This is a genomic window from Luteibacter sp. E-22 (assembly GCF_049913125.1).
Taxonomy (GTDB): domain Bacteria; phylum Pseudomonadota; class Gammaproteobacteria; order Xanthomonadales; family Rhodanobacteraceae; genus Luteibacter.
Window position 1 is genome coordinate 2,636,225 of record NZ_CP183975.1, and the last position, 17,921, is coordinate 2,654,145.

17 protein-coding genes are annotated in these 17,921 nt (G+C 65.6%); 9 read left to right on the forward strand and 8 right to left on the reverse strand.

All coding sequences use genetic code 11. The features are described from left to right. Window positions 1-417: 417 nt before the first annotated feature. The 5 genes from lexA to ACN9M2_RS11830 all read left to right on the forward strand — a co-directional run bounded on the left by lexA (window position 418) and on the right by ACN9M2_RS11830 (window position 6,846). Complete coding sequence (gene lexA / locus ACN9M2_RS11810; protein WP_426284924.1) at window positions 418-1,044, forward strand: transcriptional repressor LexA; 627 nt, start codon at window positions 418-420, stop codon at window positions 1,042-1,044. Window positions 1,045-1,046: 2 nt separating this feature from the next. Beyond that, entirely contained in the window at window positions 1,047-1,676 is a 630-nt protein-coding gene (imuA, locus tag ACN9M2_RS11815; protein ID WP_306850665.1) for a translesion DNA synthesis-associated protein ImuA, read from the forward strand. Window positions 1,677-1,749: 73 nt separating this feature from the next. Continuing rightward, window positions 1,750-3,159: a Y-family DNA polymerase gene (locus ACN9M2_RS11820; protein WP_426284925.1), complete on the forward strand. Its 1,410-nt coding sequence runs from the start codon at window positions 1,750-1,752 to the stop codon at window positions 3,157-3,159. 13 nt (window positions 3,160-3,172) lie between these two features. Further along, a complete protein-coding gene (locus tag ACN9M2_RS11825) occupies window positions 3,173-6,319 on the forward strand; it encodes an error-prone DNA polymerase (protein WP_426284926.1) in 3,147 nt (1,048 codons plus the stop codon). A gap of 227 nt (window positions 6,320-6,546) precedes the next feature. Beyond that, complete coding sequence (locus tag ACN9M2_RS11830) at window positions 6,547-6,846, forward strand: hypothetical protein (protein ID WP_426284927.1); 300 nt, start codon at window positions 6,547-6,549, stop codon at window positions 6,844-6,846. A gap of 74 nt (window positions 6,847-6,920) precedes the next feature. Here the strand turns inward: ACN9M2_RS11830 and ACN9M2_RS11835 are convergent, their stop codons facing one another. Then, window positions 6,921-7,895, reverse strand: a complete 975-nt coding sequence (locus tag ACN9M2_RS11835; protein WP_426284928.1) for an SDR family oxidoreductase — start codon at window positions 7,893-7,895, stop codon at window positions 6,921-6,923. 104 nt (window positions 7,896-7,999) lie between these two features. On the opposite strand from ACN9M2_RS11835, the gene ACN9M2_RS11840 reads away from it, so the two are divergent. Further along, the gene (locus ACN9M2_RS11840) at window positions 8,000-8,611 is read left to right on the forward strand and encodes a TetR/AcrR family transcriptional regulator (RefSeq protein WP_426284929.1); all 612 of its coding nucleotides are present in this window, start codon (window positions 8,000-8,002) and stop codon (window positions 8,609-8,611) included. A gap of 70 nt (window positions 8,612-8,681) precedes the next feature. On the opposite strand, the gene ACN9M2_RS11845 is transcribed toward ACN9M2_RS11840, so the two are convergent. The 4 genes from ACN9M2_RS11845 to ACN9M2_RS11860 all read right to left on the reverse strand — a co-directional run bounded on the left by ACN9M2_RS11845 (window position 8,682) and on the right by ACN9M2_RS11860 (window position 11,527). Next, window positions 8,682-8,906, reverse strand: a complete 225-nt coding sequence (locus tag ACN9M2_RS11845; RefSeq protein WP_371023078.1) for an RNA-binding S4 domain-containing protein — start codon at window positions 8,904-8,906, stop codon at window positions 8,682-8,684. A gap of 32 nt (window positions 8,907-8,938) precedes the next feature. Continuing rightward, on the reverse strand, window positions 8,939-9,925 hold the full coding sequence (locus ACN9M2_RS11850) for an MBL fold metallo-hydrolase (protein WP_426284930.1): 987 nt from the start codon (window positions 9,923-9,925) through the stop codon (window positions 8,939-8,941). A 64-nt stretch (window positions 9,926-9,989) separates the two neighbouring features. Continuing rightward, entirely contained in the window at window positions 9,990-10,406 is a 417-nt protein-coding gene (locus ACN9M2_RS11855) for a ketosteroid isomerase-related protein (RefSeq protein ID WP_426284931.1), read from the reverse strand. Window positions 10,407-10,414: 8 nt separating this feature from the next. Then, the gene (locus tag ACN9M2_RS11860; RefSeq protein ID WP_426284932.1) at window positions 10,415-11,527 is read right to left on the reverse strand and encodes an S-(hydroxymethyl)glutathione dehydrogenase/class III alcohol dehydrogenase; all 1,113 of its coding nucleotides are present in this window, start codon (window positions 11,525-11,527) and stop codon (window positions 10,415-10,417) included. A gap of 528 nt (window positions 11,528-12,055) precedes the next feature. Here ACN9M2_RS11860 and ACN9M2_RS11865 point away from each other — a divergent pair. Next, window positions 12,056-12,217: a hypothetical protein gene (locus ACN9M2_RS11865; protein ID WP_426284933.1), complete on the forward strand. Its 162-nt coding sequence runs from the start codon at window positions 12,056-12,058 to the stop codon at window positions 12,215-12,217. Between the two features lie 76 nt (window positions 12,218-12,293). On the opposite strand, the gene ACN9M2_RS11870 is transcribed toward ACN9M2_RS11865, so the two are convergent. Together ACN9M2_RS11870 and ACN9M2_RS11875 are read right to left on the reverse strand one after the other, a co-directional pair. After that, window positions 12,294-12,875 carry a DNA-binding protein gene (locus tag ACN9M2_RS11870; RefSeq protein WP_426284934.1) on the reverse strand — a complete coding sequence of 194 codons (582 nt, stop codon included), beginning with the start codon at window positions 12,873-12,875 and terminating at the stop codon, window positions 12,294-12,296. Between the two features lie 107 nt (window positions 12,876-12,982). After that, window positions 12,983-14,302, reverse strand: coding sequence for an Nramp family divalent metal transporter (locus ACN9M2_RS11875; protein ID WP_426284935.1), 1,320 nt, complete (start codon window positions 14,300-14,302; stop codon window positions 12,983-12,985). A gap of 123 nt (window positions 14,303-14,425) precedes the next feature. Between ACN9M2_RS11875 and ACN9M2_RS11880 the strand changes: the two genes are divergently transcribed. Continuing rightward, the gene (locus ACN9M2_RS11880; RefSeq protein ID WP_426284936.1) at window positions 14,426-14,611 is read left to right on the forward strand and encodes a CsbD family protein; all 186 of its coding nucleotides are present in this window, start codon (window positions 14,426-14,428) and stop codon (window positions 14,609-14,611) included. 40 nt (window positions 14,612-14,651) lie between these two features. On the opposite strand, the gene ACN9M2_RS11885 is transcribed toward ACN9M2_RS11880, so the two are convergent. Next, a complete protein-coding gene (locus ACN9M2_RS11885; protein WP_426284937.1) occupies window positions 14,652-15,800 on the reverse strand; it encodes an acyltransferase family protein in 1,149 nt (382 codons plus the stop codon). A gap of 101 nt (window positions 15,801-15,901) precedes the next feature. On the opposite strand from ACN9M2_RS11885, the gene ACN9M2_RS11890 reads away from it, so the two are divergent. After that, on the forward strand, window positions 15,902-17,917 hold the full coding sequence (locus ACN9M2_RS11890; protein WP_426284938.1) for an ATP-binding protein: 2,016 nt from the start codon (window positions 15,902-15,904) through the stop codon (window positions 17,915-17,917). Window positions 17,918-17,921: the final 4 nt, after the last annotated feature.

The following is a 17,921-nucleotide window of genomic DNA, read 5'->3' on the forward strand; positions in this document are numbered from 1 at the left end:
GGGCGTCCCCCTCGGCGCGACATGAGGCACCGAGGACGGCCGGGCGGACAAGGCCCGCAGGGGATCGGCCTGGACGGCCGATCGTTTTCGCTGAGGCAGGAGCCGAATCGAAAACCCCCGCCCGACCGTCCGAGCCCGCAGGGGCGCCAGCCATCAAACACGGCCGCGCAGCGGCTTTCCTTCCCCAAGGGCCGGCGCCGCCTGGCGCGCCGAGGGGGACGCCCGGCAGCTCCCCCGCCACGCACACAACGAACGCGAGGGCGAAGCCGAGCCGAATGAAGCACGAAGAACCGGCCCGCCGCCGCGGGATCGCTGACAAGTCGGCTCCCACCAGGCAGGGCAAGGTCGGCTCCCACCGGAAGGCACGACACGATTTCCCCCTTGCGCCGCTTCATCGACACCTGTACAAATGTACGCATGTCGACACCTACCCTTACCGAGCGCCAGCAAAAGACCCTCGCCTTCCTGCAGGAATACCTGCAGACGCAAGGCCTGCCGCCGACGCTGCGGGAGATCGCCGATGCCCTCGGCTTCTCCAGCCACAGCTCCGCCCAGGCATGCGTGGAGTCCCTCGTACGCAAGGGCGTGCTGGAGCGTTCGCCGCAACATCGCGGGTTGCGCCTTCCGGCCGGCAACGCCGCGCTGATGCGCATGGCCGCCGCGAACGACCTGCCGCTGGTCGGCCGCGTCGCCGCCGGTTCGCCGATCCTCGCCGAGGAAAACATCGAGGCGCAACTGGAAGTCGACCCCGCGCTGTTCCGGCCGCGCGCCGACTACCTCCTGCGCGTCGTCGGCATGAGCATGCGCGATGTCGGCATCCTCGACGGCGACCTTCTGGCCGTGCACAAGACGGCCACCGCCAGCGACGGCCAGATCGTCGTGGCCCGCCTCGACGACGAAGTCACCGTGAAGCGGTTGAAGCACGAACGCGACCGTCTCCTGTTATTGCCCGAAAACCCCGACTTCGCGCCGATCGAAGTCGACCCTCGCCGCCACGCGTTCGCCATCGAAGGGCGTTACGTCGGCATCATCCGCAGGACCTGACCATGAACGCCATCGCCACTCCGACCCTCGCCCAGGTGCTCGACCATCCCGGTATCTGGCGCCGTTCCGCCGACCGACAGCCGCGCGTGCGCGCCCTGTCCACGGGCTGGACTTCGCTGGATGCCAAGCTTCCGGGTGGAGGCTGGCCGCAAGGCGCGCTCAGCGAAATCCTGTTCGAACACGATGGCCTCGGTGAACTGGACCTGGTGATGCCTGCACTGGCGGCACTCACCCAGGAGCACCGCCGGGTGATCTTCGTCGCGCCGCCTTACCTGCCCTATGCACCCGCCCTTGCCGCCGCGGGTGTGGACCTTCGTTTCCTGCATGAGATCCAGGCCGGGAGCACCGAAGCCGCCTGGAGCATGGAACAGTGCCTGCGTTCGGGTTGCTGCGGTGCCGTGGTCGGCTGGTTGCCGGATATCGATTACCGCAGCCTGCGGCGCTTGCAACTGGCCGCCGAAAGCGGCGACGCCTGCGCCATGATTTTCCGTCCCGCCGCACACGCCGCGCAGAACAGCCCGGCTGCGCTGCGGCTCAAGGTCAGCAACAGCGACGAGGCCACTTATGTGGACGTGCTCAAGTCGCGTGGCCTGCTGACCACCACCGCTCCACTGCTGCGCATGCGGGCCTGATGGTTTCCTTCATGACGCCGCGTTTTCCACGCCGTCATGACGGACGCGCCGTCGTCGCTTCTCCTACGCAGTCATGCTTTGGGCCTGTCTCCGCTTTCCCGGCCTGGCGTTCTCCGCCGCCTTCGCCGCGACACCGGAGGCAGGCCCCTCTGCCTTGCTCGACCATCGGGCCCGCCAACGCCTGATCGCCGCGGCTAACGCCGAAGCCAGCGCCTTCGGTGTACGCCGTGGTCAGAGTCTCGCCGCCGCACGTGCCTTGTGTCCTTCCCTGGAAGTGCGCCCACGCGATCCCGATGCGGAAGGCCGGCTGCTCGCCGAACTAGCCGCCTGGTGCTACCAGTTCAGTGGCCATGTGAGCCTGGTGCCACCGCACGCGATCCTGATGGAAGTCGGCGCCAGCTTGCGTCTGTTCGATGGCTGGCCCGTGCTGGCCGAACGCTTGCGTAGCGGGCTCTCCGCGCAAGGACACGCGCATACCCTGGCGGCGACGCCGTTCGCCGCCGCTTCCTGGGTGTTCGCCGCCCATGCCGACGGCATGGTGCTGCCGGAGCGCGAAGGGGTGCGACGCATGCTGGGCGCCTTGCCGTTGGACCAGAGCGGTCTGCCCGTCGCCACGGTGACATCGCTGCATGCCATGGGCTTTCGCCGCCTGGAGGAGGTTTTCCGCCTCCCACGCCCGGAACTCACCCGGCGCATCGGCCGCGAAGGCGTGAACTGGCTCGATCGCATTCGCGGGGAAGCCGCCGACGCCCTGCCCGCCTGGCAGCCACCGGCCCATTTCCGCCAGAAGATCGAGTTCGACGGCGAACTGGATGGCAGCCAGCCGTTGCTGTTTCCCCTGCGCCGCCTCACCCGCACGCTGGCGAACCTGCTGGCCGCCCGCGACGGAGGCGTACAGCGTTTCACACTCACCCTCGACCATGCACGCGGCGAATCCACCCGCGTCGTGGTCGCCATGGCCGCGCCGCAACGCGATGCCGAGCGCCTGTTCGAACTGGCCCGTACGCGGCTGGAACGCACCACGCTGCCCGCCCCGGCGCGCGCGATCGAACTCGATGCCGAAGAACTGCCGGTGTTCCGGCCACCGCTGCGCGACCTGTTCGAACCGATCCACGGGGACGGCCTCGATTGGCCCACGCTCGACGAACGCCTGCGCGCGCGCCTGGGTAACGCGGCGCTGCGCCAGATCGCGCTGGTGGCCGATCATCGCCCCGAACGAGCCTCGCGCTACGGCACGCCCGGTGCCACGGTCTCGCTGCCGCGTCGGCGCCGGCCGCTCTGGTTGTTGCCGCGACCGATACCGATGCGTCCCGACCCGGCGGCCCTCCTCGCCGGCCCCGAGCGCATCGAAAGCGGCTGGTGGGATGGAAACGACGCGCGGCGCGATTACTACATCGTGCGCACCGTGCACGGACAGCAAGCCTGGGCCTACCTGCCCCCCGGCACCCTCGACGGCTGGATGCTGCACGGCTGGTTCGCCTGATCCCTTCTTCACCATGAAGATCGACACATCCCACCTGACGCCCGCCAACGACGAGGACACCGCCGTCCCCGCCTATGCCGAACTGCACGCGCTCAGCGACTTCAGTTTCCAGCGTGGCGCATCCAGTGCGCGCGAGTTGTTCGAGCGGGCAAGGGACATCGGCTATGCGGCGCTCGCCATCACCGACGAGTGCTCGCTTTCCGGCATCGTGCGCGGCCTGGAAGCGTCGCTGGAAACCGGCGTTCCCCTCATCGTCGGTAGCGAACTCCGCCTCACCGACGGCACCGTGATCGTCCTGCTGGTGGAGAACCAGGCGGGCTACGCCGAATTGTGCCGGATCATCACGCTCGGCCGGCGTCGCGCGGCGAAGGGACACTATGAGTTGAACCGTGGCGACTTCGAATCCCTCGGGCCGGGCCTCGGCGTGCTCTGGGCACCCGGCCCCCTCGCCGCCAACGATGCGGCCACGCATGAAGCGCGCGCGGCCTGGGTGTCGGCCCATTTCCATGGCCGTGCCTGGCTCGCCGTGGAACTGCACCGTGGCCAGCACGACGATGCCGAACTGGCGACCCTGCGCGAGATGGGCGAACGCCACGGCTTGCCCTGCGTCGCCGCGGGGGACGTCCACATGCACCGTCGCCGCCGGCGCGCGTTGCAGGACATCATGACCGCCATCAGGCTCAACAAGCCCGTATCCGAGGCCGGGCACGACCTGTTTCCCAACGGCGAGCGCCACCTGCGCCGACGCGAGACGATCGCCCGCATCTACCCACGCGACATCATCGATGAAACCCTCGTCGTCGCCGCGCGCTGCACCGGCTTCGACCTGCGTGACATCAACTATGTCTACCCACGCGAGCTGGTTCCGGAAGGCCTCGATCCACCGGCCTACCTGCGCCAGCTCACCTATGAAGGCGCCGCCACGCGCTGGCCCGGCGGTGTCGCGCCCTCGATCGTCGAGCGCATCGAGAAGGAACTCGAACTCATCGCCCGCATGAAATACGAGGCCTTCTTCCTCACCGTGCAGGACATCGTCCACTTCGCGCGCTCGAAGAACATCCTTTGCCAGGGCCGTGGCTCGGCGGCCAATTCGGTGGTCTGCTTCTGCCTGGGCATCACCGAGGTGAACCCCTCGCAGATATCCACCCTGTTCGAACGCTTCATCTCGATCGAACGCGACGAGCCACCCGATATCGACGTGGACTTCGAACACGAGCGACGCGAGGAAGTCCTGCAGTACGTGTTCAACAAGTATGGACGCGACCGCGCCGCGCTCGCCGCCACGGTCATCAGCTACCGGCACAAGAGCGCCGCACGTGACGTGGGCCGGGCACTGGGTCTTTCCGAAGACCAGCTCGACCAGTTGAGCCGCGCCTATTCGCATGCGCATGGCGAGGTATCCATCGCCCAGCGCCTGAGCGAACGAGGCTTCGATGTCACCAACCGCACCATCCGCCAGCTCATGGTGCTGGTGGAAGTACTCAGCGGCATGCCACGCCACCTGTCGCAACACGTGGGCGGCTTCGTCATCTCCGATACGCCGCTGCATCACCTCGTGCCGGTGGAGAACGCCGCGATGAACGATCGCACGATCATCCAGTGGGACAAGGACGACCTGGAAACCATGAAGCTGCTCAAGGTCGACTGCCTCGCCCTGGGCATGCTCACCTGCATGCGCAAGGCGATCGACCTGTTGCGCGAGCACCAAGGCATCGACTACCGCCGCATCGCCGACATTCCCATGGACGATGGCCCGACCTACGCGATGATCCAGGAAGCGGACACGGTGGGCGTGTTCCAGATCGAATCGCGCGCGCAGATGTCGATGCTGCCGCGCCTGCGGCCGAAGGAATACTACGACCTGGTGATCCAGGTCGCGATCGTTCGCCCGGGGCCCATCCAGGGCGGTATGGTCCACCCCTTCCTGCAGCGGCGAAAGCTGCGCAAGGAAGATATTGCCTACGAGCCCGGCGTGCGCGACGTGCTCCAGCGCACGCTTGGCGTGCCGATCTTCCAGGAGCAGGTGATGGCGCTCCTGCAAGTGGTGGCCGATTTCACGGCCGGCGAATCGGATGAGTTGCGCCGTTCCATGGCGGCGTGGAAGCGCCGTGGCGGCCTGGAAAAATTCGAGCCGAAAATTCGCCGCAACATGGCGAAGAACAACTATTCCCCCGAGTTCACCCAGCAGATCATCGACCAGATCCAGGGTTTCGGCAGCTACGGCTTTCCCGAATCGCATGCGGCCGGTTTCGCCCTGATCGCCTACGCCTCGTCGTACCTGAAGTGCCACCACCAGGAAATCTTCACCTGTGCGCTGCTCAACAGCCAGCCGATGGGTTTCTATGCACCCGCGCAACTCATCGCCGACGCCCGCCGGCACGGCGTGGAAGTACGGCCGCCCGATGTCACCGCCAGTGACTGGGACTGCACGCTCGAACCCATCGAAAGGAAGCCGGGCAAGTTCGCCTTGCGGCTCGGCCTGCGCCTGATCCATGGGTTGTCCGCCGGACTCGGCACGCGCATCGCGGCCGCACGCGCGGAAGCGCCCCTGCGCGACCTGGCCGATCTTTCCCGCCGCGCCGGCCTGACCCGCTTCGAACGCGAGCGCCTCGCCGATGCCGGCGCACTGCGCCTGCTCAGCGGACATCGCCACCGCGCGCGTTGGGAGAGTTCCGGCATCGAACGCAGCCTGCCCTTGATCGACGCCGTGGCCGAGGCACGTCCCACGCTGCGCCCACCCACGCTCGCGGAAAACGTTTTCGCCGACTACGCCACGCATGGCCTTTCACTCGCCGCGCATCCCCTGGGTCTCATTCGCAAGAACTTGCTGGCGAGGCGGGCACGCCGGGCCAGCGATCTCGCGCGGCAACGCAATGGCGCCTGGCTGCGCCACGCAGGCCTGGTGACCGTGCGCCAGCGGCCGCAGACCGCCAGCGGGATCACCTTCGTCACGCTGGAGGATGAAACCGGCCAAGTCAACGTGATCGTAAGGCCGAAGGTCGCAGAAGCCTGTCGCCAGGCCTTGCTCGATGCCGTATTGCTCGCCGTGGACGGGCAATGGCAATCGATCGACGGTGTGCACCACCTCGTGGCGAGCCGGCTGCACGATTTCAGCGATCTGCTGCCGGCCATGGCCTCCGTGTCGCGCGACTTCCACTAGGTGATCCAACTCTTGCGTGGCACGACCCTTGCCGTCACTTAACCGTGGCTAATTTTCTCCTGAACGGTTCCCTGCGAATTGCTGCTTTGCAAGAGCAACATTCATCGAAAAAGGAATAGCGTCAGCAAACCCCGCAAGGGCCGGTCTTACGGTCTTACCGGGAGCGATGCTTTCGCGCCATGCATCGCGATGTTCCCCAGGCGCCACAAGTTCCAGGAGATTTCGTCATGCGCAACACGAAACTGATCCTCGCCATGCTGGCTGGTTGTATGACCGTGAGCGGCGCGGCCCTCGCCCAAAGCGCCACGCAGACACCTTCCCCCACGCCTGCGTCGACCGCCGCCACCCCGACGCAGACGACCCACGACTCGATGAAGAAAACCGGCGACTCCATGAGCCAGGATTCGATGAGCCACGACTCGATGAAATCCGGCGCCAGCGATTCCATGAAGTCGACCCACAAGAAACACAAGAAGAGCAGCACCGACACGACCGAACCGGCGAAGTCCTCCACGTCGGGCATGTGATCGCCAGCGCATGAACGAAAAGACCCGGCGCCTCATGGCGCCGGGTCTTTTCGTTTCACGTACCGGCGGCCGCTTCATGCACGCAGAGGCTTGACGACATGGGCTGATGCAGAGGCCCCCTGATCGTCTCCCGTGGGAAATACCGCTCTGGTCAGCCGTTCGGACTCCACCCACAACCGCCCGGCAACGTGCGTGTCCAGCGATTTCGGAGGTCTCTTCGCCAAGGTGGGATAGCCACGGGTTTCGCTTACCCGATCCGGCCCGTAGTAGCCGCCACCTTTCGCTTCAGGGGCTGTTGCCGCGAACAGCGTTGGCAACGCGCCTTGCCATGCAGGTTGCATCATGACCGGGCGCAAGAGCCTGAGGACAATGCCGATGCGGCCATTGCCACCAGGCGCACTGGCCAGGAGATCGGTACGCGAAAGGCCGGGATGCGCGGCCATGCTGGCCACGCCCCAGCCACCGGCTTCACTGCGCCGCTGCAACTCGAAAGCAAACATCAGGCAGGCGAGCTTCGATTGGCTGTAAGCCTGCATGGATGCATAGCGCCGTTGAGCTTGCAGATCATCGAAATCAATCGCCCCCCCGCGCGCGGCGATGCTCGACAGCGTGACCACGCGTGCACCCGTTCCATGGCGCAGCAACGGCATGAGCTGTGCCGTCAAAACGAAGTGGCCGAGATAATTGGTGCCCAGTTGCAGCTCGAAACCATCGACGGTTTCGAGCCGCTTCGGTGGCCTCATCACGCCCGCATTGTTGACGAGCAGATCAAGACTCTTTCTCTGACCTCGAAGCCGCGCCGTGAACTCTGCAATGGACGCGAGGCTCGCCAGGTCGACTTGCTCGAAGCGGACATTCGCCAGCGGGATTTCGCTGCGAATGCTGGCGACCGCTTCTGCGCCCCTCCCAGGATTGCGACCCGCGAGGATGACCTCGCTGCCCGCCCGTGCCAGAGCCAGCGCGGTCTCAAAGCCAAGTCCTCTCGTTCCCGTAATAACGGCCGAGCGTCCTTTCTGGGCAGGGATATCCGAAGCAGTCCAGTTAGCCATGTTCTTGCCTTGCATAGGGAAGGATACGTACACTAAGTGCATATATATTTGCATCAAGTGCAACTTTTACTGCACTCAGTGCATAAATGCAAGAGGCCATGCCAATGTCGGATATCTCCCCCTCTTTGGGCGCTACGCCCACGGAAGGCTTGCGGGAACGCAAGCGCCGCGAAACACGTCAACGCGTCGCCGAGGCCGGGCAGCGCTTGTTCTTGGCCAACGGCTACGAAGGCACGACGCTGGACGCCATTGCGGCGGAAGCCGGTATTTCGCGCCGTGCCTTTTTTTCGTACTTCAAATCGAAGGACGACATCATCTTGTTCTGGCAGGAAGTGGATTCGGCCAAGCTGATCGCCGACCTGCTGAAGACGTCGCCCGACGTGCCGCCGCTTGAAGCGGTCCGCGACGTGATGGTGAAGCACATCGCGCGCTACACGACCGAGCAAATGACAACCATCGACAACCTCATGCGGTCGAGCGAGTCGCTGCTAGCGCGTAAGCAGGTGCGCTACCTGGAACAGGAACAGGCGCTCTTCAACGCGTTGTGCGAGGTCTGGCGGCAGCCCGAGCGTCGCCCGGCGCTTCAGATGGTGGCCGTGGTTGCCACGGGCGCGATGAGACTCGCGCTTCAGGCATGGCGGGAGCAGACCGGCACGCGGAAGCCCGTAGCCGAATTTCTGCAAGACGCCTTCGATGGTTTGAAAGCGGAGTTCTGACTTCGGGCATCGCGATGCCCGAACATCACGCCCCATCTACCGGGCTGCATGGCTTTTTCAAAGCCCCGGTTCAATCGATCTCGGGAAGCACGCTGATCTCGTTGTCGCCGATCGTCACGACCTGGCCGGCGCGGACCTTGTAGGTCTTGCGCAGCTCGACCGCGCCGTCGACCGTGACCAGGCCGTCAGCGACCATGTGCTTGCCTTCGCCGCCACTGGCGGCGATGCCGGTCAGTTTCAGCAGGAGATTGAGCTCGACGTAATCGCCTTCGAGGCGAAATTCATGGAACGGCATGGGGAGGCGGCTATGCGGCGGGAGGGCCGCCATTAGAGCGCAATTCGGCCGCCGATGTTGAGCAACATGAATTCGTCCGCTCCCATCCCCGCCTCCGCGAGCGCTTCCCCCAGCAGGCGCGGTGGCTCGTCCAGTTGGTCGTCGGCCAGTTCGAACGCGCCCCAATGGATCGCGATCGAACGCTTGCAGCCGATTTCCCGATGCAGGCGCAGCGCCTCCGCCGGATCGACATGCTGGCCACGCATGAACCAGCGTGGCGCATACGCGCCGATCGGAATCGCGGCGAGGTCGATCGGGCCGGCGCGGCGCCCGATCTCGGCCAGCTTGTCCGAATAGCCCGTGTCGCCCGCGAACCAGAAGCGGAAACTCTCCTGCGCCATCACCCAACCACCCCAGAGCGAACGGTTGCGGTCCCACAGTGTCCGCGCGCTCCAGTGCCGGGCGGGGACGAAGGTGAATATCGCGCCACGCACGTCCGTGCTTTCCCACCAGTCCAGTTCGCGGACGTTGCCGATGCGCCGGCGGTCGAACCAGGCCTTCAAGCCCAGCGGCACGAGGAACACTGCCTGCGGAAAGCGACGCGAGAGTGCGCGCACCGTGCCCGCATCGAGGTGGTCGTAGTGGTTGTGCGAAATCAGCACGACATCGACCTGCGGCAGGCCGGCGACGTCCGCCGGTGACGGGGTCCGGCGCGACGGACCCGCGAACGACACAGGAGAAGCGCGCTGTCCCAGCACCGGATCGGTGAGCACGGTCAGGCCGCGATGACGGACGAGTGCGGTCGCGTGCCCAAGCCACCAGGCGGCATCGTCGGTACCGCCGATATCCGCGCGCTGCCACCAGCGACGGACGAACGCATCGTATCCCTCCATGGGCGGCCGCGGCAGGCCTTGTTCCTTGCGCTCCTTGCGCCAGCGCTGCAGGCCACCCGGCTCGCGGGTATCGGGCTCGAGGTTGCGGAAGCCTTCCGGGGCGTGGTGCGCCTTCGAACGGTCGTAGTGCGGATTGGTCCAGGCCATGGCGCAACCTTGTGGAAGACGGGTCGCAGCAGACCTGCGGCCCGTCTTCCGGCACTTCAAGGTGTCAGTCGACTTCCACCCGGCGCACCTGGGCCAGCCAGTCTTCCAGGTTGTAGTAGTTGCTGATCCGGGTGATGCGGCCCCGGGACACTTCGAAGAACGCGCCGCCCGGAAGGACATAACTCTGGCCCTGGGCCAGCGGCAGTCCTTCGTCCGTGGCCTTGTACACGCCATGGACCACGTATTCCGCGGCGGCACGCGTACCGGTCTCGTTGGCCATCACCACGATGTTCTTCAACTGCTCGCTGTAGCTCATGTTCATGCGCTGCAGGAAAGCGGCGAAGCGGTCGCGGCCGGGCTCGCGTCCACCCTGGTTGATGTCGTGCACGACATGTTCGTCGAGCAGGGCCAGCATCGAGGCCCAGTCGCCGCGGTTGAAGGCGTCGTAATAGCGGCGGATCAGATCGATCGTTTCGTTCATCGAGGGACTCAATAGAGGATGACGGAGCGGATGGCCTTGCCCTCGTGCATGAGGTCGAAGGCGCGATTGATGTCTTCCAGTCCCATCGTATACGTGATCATCGGGTCGATCTTGATCTCGCCACCCATGTAGCGGTCCACGAAGCCGGGCAACTGGCTGCGGCCCTTCACGCCACCGAAGGCAGAGCCACGCCACACGCGCCCGGTCACCAGCTGGAACGGACGCGTGCGGATCTCCTGGCCCGCGCCGGCGACGCCGATGATGATCGATTCGCCCCAGCCCTTGTGGCAGCACTCCAGCGCGGCACGCATCACGTCCACGTTGCCGATGCACTCGAACGAATAGTCGACGCCGCCGTCGGTGAGGTCGACGATCACCTGCTGGATCGGCGTGCCCGGGTAGTCGCGCGGATTGATGCAATCGGTGGCGCCGAGCATCTTCGCCATCTCGAACTTCGACGGGTTCGTGTCCACGACCACGATCCGGCTGGCCTTGGCCATGACCGCGCCCTGCACCACGGACAGGCCGATGCCGCCCATGCCGAAGACGGCCACGGTGGAGCCCGGCTCGACCTTCGCCGTGTTGAGCACCGCGCCGATACCCGTGGTGATGCCGCAGCCGAGCAGGCAGACCTTCTCCAGCGGGGCGTCCTTGTTGATCTTCGCCAGCGAGATCTCCGGCAGCACGGTGTATTCGCTGAAGGTGCTGGTGCCCATGTAGTGCAGCAACGGCTTGCCACCCAGCGAAAAGCGCGAGGTGCCGTCAGGCATCACGCCCTTGCCCTGGGTCACGCGGATCTTCTGGCAGAGATTGGTCTTGCCCGAGCGGCAGAACTTGCACTCGCCACACTCCGGCGTATAGAGCGGAATCACGTGGTCGCCCGGCTTGAGCGAGGTCACGCCTTCACCCACCTCCTCGACGATGCCGCCCCCTTCGTGGCCCAGGATCACCGGGAACGCACCTTCCGGATCGTCGCCGGAAAGTGTGTACGCGTCCGTATGGCATACGCCGGTGGCGACGATGCGCACCAGCACCTCACCCGCCTTCGGGCCCTGGACGTCGATTTCTTCGATGGACAAGGGCTTTCCTGCTTCCCAGGCAACCGCGGCGCGAGACTTCATGATGGGCCTTCCTCTTACGATGACTGAACCGGCTTGCGACGCCGGGTGGACCGTGGATTCTAGCCACCCCACAGCCGATCCCGAAGCGGCGTAGGGAGCCGTTCAGCCCCACGGGTAGCGACGGGCAGCCCCTTGAGTTAAACTAGGGTTAACGGATACGTCCGGAACGGCGAACGAAAGGGCACGGTAAGGATTCCGATAGGCATGACTTATGGCCCCCATCGGAAATTTCTTTGAACCTTTTCCTTACACCGGATGTCCAAGGTTTTAATGCTTGGAAGGCCTTGTAAAGCCGCAAGCCGCCCATAGAAAGGGCTCGTAGGAAACTCGTTAGTTCAGAAATTCGAACCGCTGGGTGCGTGACGAAAGACTAACGAACCGATTGTTCACCAAACGAAACGGACCAATCGCCCGGCGCCTCTTCTTGGGATCGCCCCGGCAGCGTAAGGTCCACGCCACGCCAGAGACCGGCGGCGTCGGCGCCAGAGGATTGAAACATCCGGTCCTTAACGACTGGGAGACAAGACCATGAACGAACTGCGCAACGAATACGGCATCACGACCTTCGAATACTCCGCTGGCTACCGCGTCGCGGACACCCACGGCGGTCTCGACCTCTTTGGCGGCGAGATGGACGGTTACGACTGGCTGGGCGAAGTCGCCAGCCGCCTGAGCGGCGATTCGGTCTAACGCGATTCGCCCCGACCGGGCCGCGCTCCGTCATGCAAATATAAAGAAGGCCCGCCTCGCGGCGGGCCTTCGGCTGTCAGGACGCCTTGCGCGCCCTCGTTCGAGCGGCCTTCTTGGCCGCCGACTTCCTTACCGCCGCGCCCTTCGTATGTGCCGCCTTCTTGGCAGCCGCCGACCGGCTCGACGACGTGCGCTTCGCGGCGCTCTTGCGGCCCTGGACCGATAACGCGCGCTTGGACGCGGCGGAATGTCCTTCACGCTTCAACGCCCTGGTGGTCGCCTGCGAGCGCGGCGCCGATTTCTTCGCCGTCGCTTTCTTGGCCGTGGACTTACGTGCCGATGTGCCCGCCGCGCGCTTGCGTGCCGTGGACTTCTTCGCCGCCGTGCCGGTGGACCGCTTCCGGGTGGCCGCACGCGAATCCTGCACCGCCTTCTTCTTCGTGGCCTTGCTCGCCGTCTTCGCCGGCTTGTTCTTCACGCCGGCCCGCCGCGCCTTGGACAAGCCGATGGCGATCGCCTGCTTGGCCGACCGGGCACCGTGCTTGCCTTCGCGCACATGCTCGATTTCCTCGTGCACGAATTCCCCGGCTTGGGTCGAGGGCGACTTTCCTTCGCGCTTGTCCTTCCGTGCCTTGGCAAGGGTCTTTTTCTCAGGCATGACTTGGTCTCCTCCGGGGAGTGTGGTCAAGGATCGAGAGGGAGGCCGTTGGTGGCATCGGCAGCCGAGACTGCGCGGCTCCGCGTGATGCATTTGTATGTCCCGCGTCACGCGAGCCCCGACACCTGAGCCACGAGCCAGACGTTCGCCGCCGAGATAACCACGAAGAGGCACCATGCCGTGCACGACACCAGGCGTGTGTTGACGAAGCCGCCCATCAGGGCCCGGTCGTCGGTGAATCGGATCAGCGGATACATGGCGAAGGGCAACTGGATGCTCAGCACGACCTGGCTGGCCACCAACAAGGCGCCGATCGCACGGTCGCCCATGGTCATCACGCCGATGAAGGCGGGAATGATCGCCAGCCCTCGCGTGACAAGCCGGCGTTGCCAGCAAGGGATCTTCAGTTGAAGGAATCCGTCCATGATCACCTGTCCCGCGATGGTTCCGGTAAAGGTGGAGCTCTGGCCCGAAGCGAACAGGCCGATGGCGAAAGCCACGGCGGCGACGGTGGTTCCCGCGATGGGAGCGAGCAACTGGTACGCATCGCCGATGTCGGCGATGTCCGTGCGCCCGCTGGCATGGAACGCGGTCGCCGACACGATCAGGATCGCCGCGTTGATGAGCAAGGCCAGGCTCAATGAGCAGATGGTATCCACGCGGGTCAGGCGGATCGCCGCACGCTTGCCTTCCTCTCCAGACACCGCGCGCGTCTGCACGATCGAGGAATGCAGGTAAAGGTTGTGCGGCATGATCGTGGCGCCGAGGATGCCGATCGCCAGGTAGAGCGGCTCCTGCGCGGACACGGCGTGCCACGACGGAACGAATCCCGCCGCGACCTCGGCCCAGTTCGGCCCGAGCAGGAACAGTTGCACCACGAAGCAGATGCCGATGGTGCCGACCAGTCCGAGGATGATCGATTCGATGCGGCGGAAGCCCCTGCCCTGCAAGCCGAGGACGATGAAGGTATCCAGCGCCGTCAAGGCGACGCCGACGGGCAACGAGACCCCGAACAGCAGCTTGAACGCCAGGGCGCTCCCGAGCACTTCGGCGAGGTCGCAGGAAATGATCGATATCTCCGCGAATACCCATTGGATGCGCCCGATGGCCTTCGGATAGCGCTCGCTCGATAGCCGGGCGAGATCCTTCTGGATGGCGATGCCCAGCCGCGCGGCCAGGCACTGCAGCACGATGGCGGCGAGGCTGGAAAGCAGCACGATGAACAGCAGTCGATAGCCGAACCGCGAACCCGCCTCGATATCGGTGGCCCAGTTGCCCGGGTCCATATACCCGACGGAAACCAGTAGGCCGGGGCCGGCGAAGCGCGCGGCCTTTTTCCACCAGGGCAGGTCGAAGGGAACGACGATGGACCCGGCGACTTCCGACGGGCAGAACGGCGCGGTAGCCGTCTTGGGCAAGGGAAACATGGGCCGCATCGTAACGGGATTCGCGGATGAAAACCGCCGCACGCCGGCTTCACGCGGCGCTAATCACGAAACGGCGTAAACCGGTGCCGCTGCGGACGACGCAGTGCAAGCGAGGAAACCGACGTGGACAAGAACCGTACCGAGGGCATGAAACACGAGGTCAAGGGCTCCATGAAGGAAGCCGCCGGCAAGATCACCGGTAACCATGCGAAGGAAGCCGCGGGCAATATCGAGAAGAATGCAGGCAAGGTCCAGCGGGAGGCCGGCAAGGCTATCGATCGCGCACGCGACAACGATCGCCACCATTGATCCTGCCCCGCGCGGGAGCCGCTGGCTCCCGCGCAACGCCTCACGCCGGCTCGACGACGGCCTCCTCGGCCTTGCGCGGACGGAAGCGCGAGCGTAGCCAGCGATTGGCCGGCTCCGAAAAGCCCCGGGCGACAAGCCAGCCCAGTGCCCATGACCCCAGCACCGCCGGCACGTACCAGATCCAGCCGTCCACCGTGTCCGTACCCGTGGCGCGCGTGCATCCCACCAACGAAAACACGATGAACATGTGGGTGAGATAGATTTCGTAGCTCGCCCTTCCCATCGCGCGGAGCCAGCCGAAGCCCGGCCATGCCCGGCCGCCTTCCGGCGACGCGAGGACGAGGCATACCGACGCACCGATCAACACGAGCATGTAGCCCTCGTGGATCGCCTTCCACAGCCAGCCGCCGGAAAACATGACCAGGGCGAGACCCACGAGGCCCACCACCGCGAGCAGTGCCTGCCCCCTTCGGCCCGCGAAGGGGCGAGCGGGCCCCGCACCTACCGCCAGAGCGGCGAGGACACCGGCGGCGATCGCTCCCATGCCCGGCAGATAGGCTTTTTCCTGCCAGATTTCGTTGTCCACGATCGCGGCGCGCGTGAACGGCACCGACAACACCAGCAACAACAGGGCCGGCACCAGCCACCGCGTTCGCCCCAGTGACAGGCATACCAGCGGAAAGCCCAGGTAGAACACTTCTTCGATCGACAACGACCAGAGCACGTCCCAGCCCCCCGGCAACCAGCCGGTGTGTCCTTCGTAGACATTGAGGGTGAAGGTGAGCGCCGAAAGGGTGGCGCCCAGCGGCGATTGGCCCGGCCGCTCGATGGTGTAGTTCGGCACGTGTAGTGCGTGACAGGCCAGGAGGACCACGATGATGCCCAGGAGGCAGGGCGCGATGCGCGCGACGCGGCGCGCGTAGAAGGCCCGCCAGTCGATCTCGCGCAACGCCCCGTCGCGCTCCAGCGCGTGCCGCGTGATGAGGAAACCGGAGATGACGAAGAAAATGAAGACGGCTTCGTAACCGTTCTGGACCAGGCCTTTCAGGAAGGGAACCGGCAACCAGTCCGCCGCGTCCGTCTTATGCAGGGGAAGGCGAAGGCCAAGGTGGTGTATCACGACCAGCAGGATGCTGGCGCCCCGCAACGTGTCGATGCCCGGGCTGCGCGGTAGGCTCGCTGACGACATTGGGGGGCTCCGTGGTAGACGACATTGTCTTCGCGCCTCGTGCATTATTCCATGACGGTCATCGCCACGAAGGACATTCCCATGTTCCGGCTTCGCCCGAGATGAACCGACACGCCGATCCTTTCGCGTTCCTCCCGGTCGATTCGCCGACGGCCGCGGAAATCCGCGCCTTCGACTGGAGCGGCACGCCGCTGGGTTCCGTCGACCGCTGGCCGAACGCCCTGCGATCGATGCTCGCCACGATGTTCGACACGCCGCAGCCGATGTTCCTTTCCGCCGAGCCCGGCAAGATGTTTTTCTTCAACGATCCCTACCGACCCATGCTCGGCGGACGCGCGGCCGGTGCGATCGGACACTCGTTCGAGACGTTGTGGGAGGACGTCTGGGACGATGTGTCCGTGCATGTGGAACGGGCACTGGCCGGCGAAGGGTCGATGCACCGCGACCTGCCCCTGCGCATGACCCGGCATGGCTATGACGAGGAAACCTGGTGGACCTTCTCGTACGCGCCGCTGCGTGACGAGAACGGCGGCGTCATCGGCATGTACGCCATCACCAACGAGACCACGCGTGGCGTTCGCTCCGCCCTCGCCTTGCGTGAACTGAACGCATCGCTGGAGCGGGAAATCGACGAGCGCACCCGCGAGCGCGACCAGATCTGGGGCATCTCGCGCGACCTCTACGTGGTCATGGGCCGTGACGGCCATTACCGCAACGTCAATCCCGCATGGCGTATCGAGCTGGGCTACGAGGTCACCGACCTGGCCGGCCTGGGCTTCGAGGAACTCGTCCATCCGGACGACCTGGAACGTTCGCGCGACGCCATGTCGCAGCTGTTCGATGGAGAGGTGGTGGAGGACCTTGAGGTACGCCTGCGTACGCAAGACGGCGAGTACCGCTGGTTCGCCTGGACCTGCGTGCCGGACGGCGACATCGTCTACGGCATGGGCCGCGACATCCAGCGCCGGCGCGACATGGAAGACCAGTTGCGCCACGCGCAGAAGCTGGAAGCATTGGGCCGTCTCACGGGCGGCATCGCGCATGACTTCAACAACATCCTGGGCGGTATCGGCGGTGCCATCGAAGTGCTCACCGAACGGCTGGAGAACGGCCGTATCGACGGAGCGCGGCGCCTGCTCGATGCCGCGGGTGGTGCGGTGAAGCGGGCCGCGGGACTCACCCACCGGCTGCTCGCCTACTCGCGCCAACAAGCCCTGTCCTTGTCCGACGTGGACGCCAACGCCATCGTGCGCGGCCTCGACCTGCTGCTGCGTCCGCTGCTGGGCGAGCAAGTGGCCCTGGACCTGCGCATGGAACAGGGCCTCTGGCGCACGCTGTCCGACGCCAGCCAACTCGAAAGCGCCATCCTCAACCTCGCCATCAACGCGCGCGATGCGATGCCCGGTGGCGGCACGCTGAGGATCGCGACACGCAACGTCGAGCGAGCGGATATCGACCAGGGCCGCGCCGACTACGTCGTCATCGCCGTATCCGACACCGGTACCGGCATGTCGCGGTCCGTGGTCGAAAAAGCCTTCGATCCGTTCTTCACCACCAAGGCGATCGGCCAGGGCACCGGCCTGGGCCTGTCGATGGTGGACGGGTTCGCGCGGCAGACCGGAGGTCGCGCGATCATCGAGTCGCAACCGGGCCGGGGTAGCACCGTCAGCCTGTGGCTGCCACGCCATGTCGGTGACACGGCCGCTCCGCACACCCATATCGAACGTGGCGCGCGTCGCGGGGACGGCAGGCGCGTGCTGCTGGTGGAGGACGAACACATGCTGCGCGCCCTGTCGCGCGAGGTGCTCGAAGAAGCGGGATATTCGGTCGGCGAATGCGGCGAAGGCGACGAGGCGCTGCGCCAACTGCGCGCAGGCGATCCCGTGGATATCCTGGTGACCGATGTCGGCCTGCCCGGCATGGACGGCAGGCAACTAGCGGCATCGGCGCGCGAACTGCTGCCGAACCTGCCTGTCCTGTTCATCACCGGCTATGCGTGGGAGGCTTTCGCCGACACGCCACGGCTACCCGAACGCACGGCCATCCTCGGCAAGCCGTTTTCCCTTCACGCGCTGGCCGAGGCCGTGGCCGACCTGCTCGACGGGGCGCGCCCCTGACGGA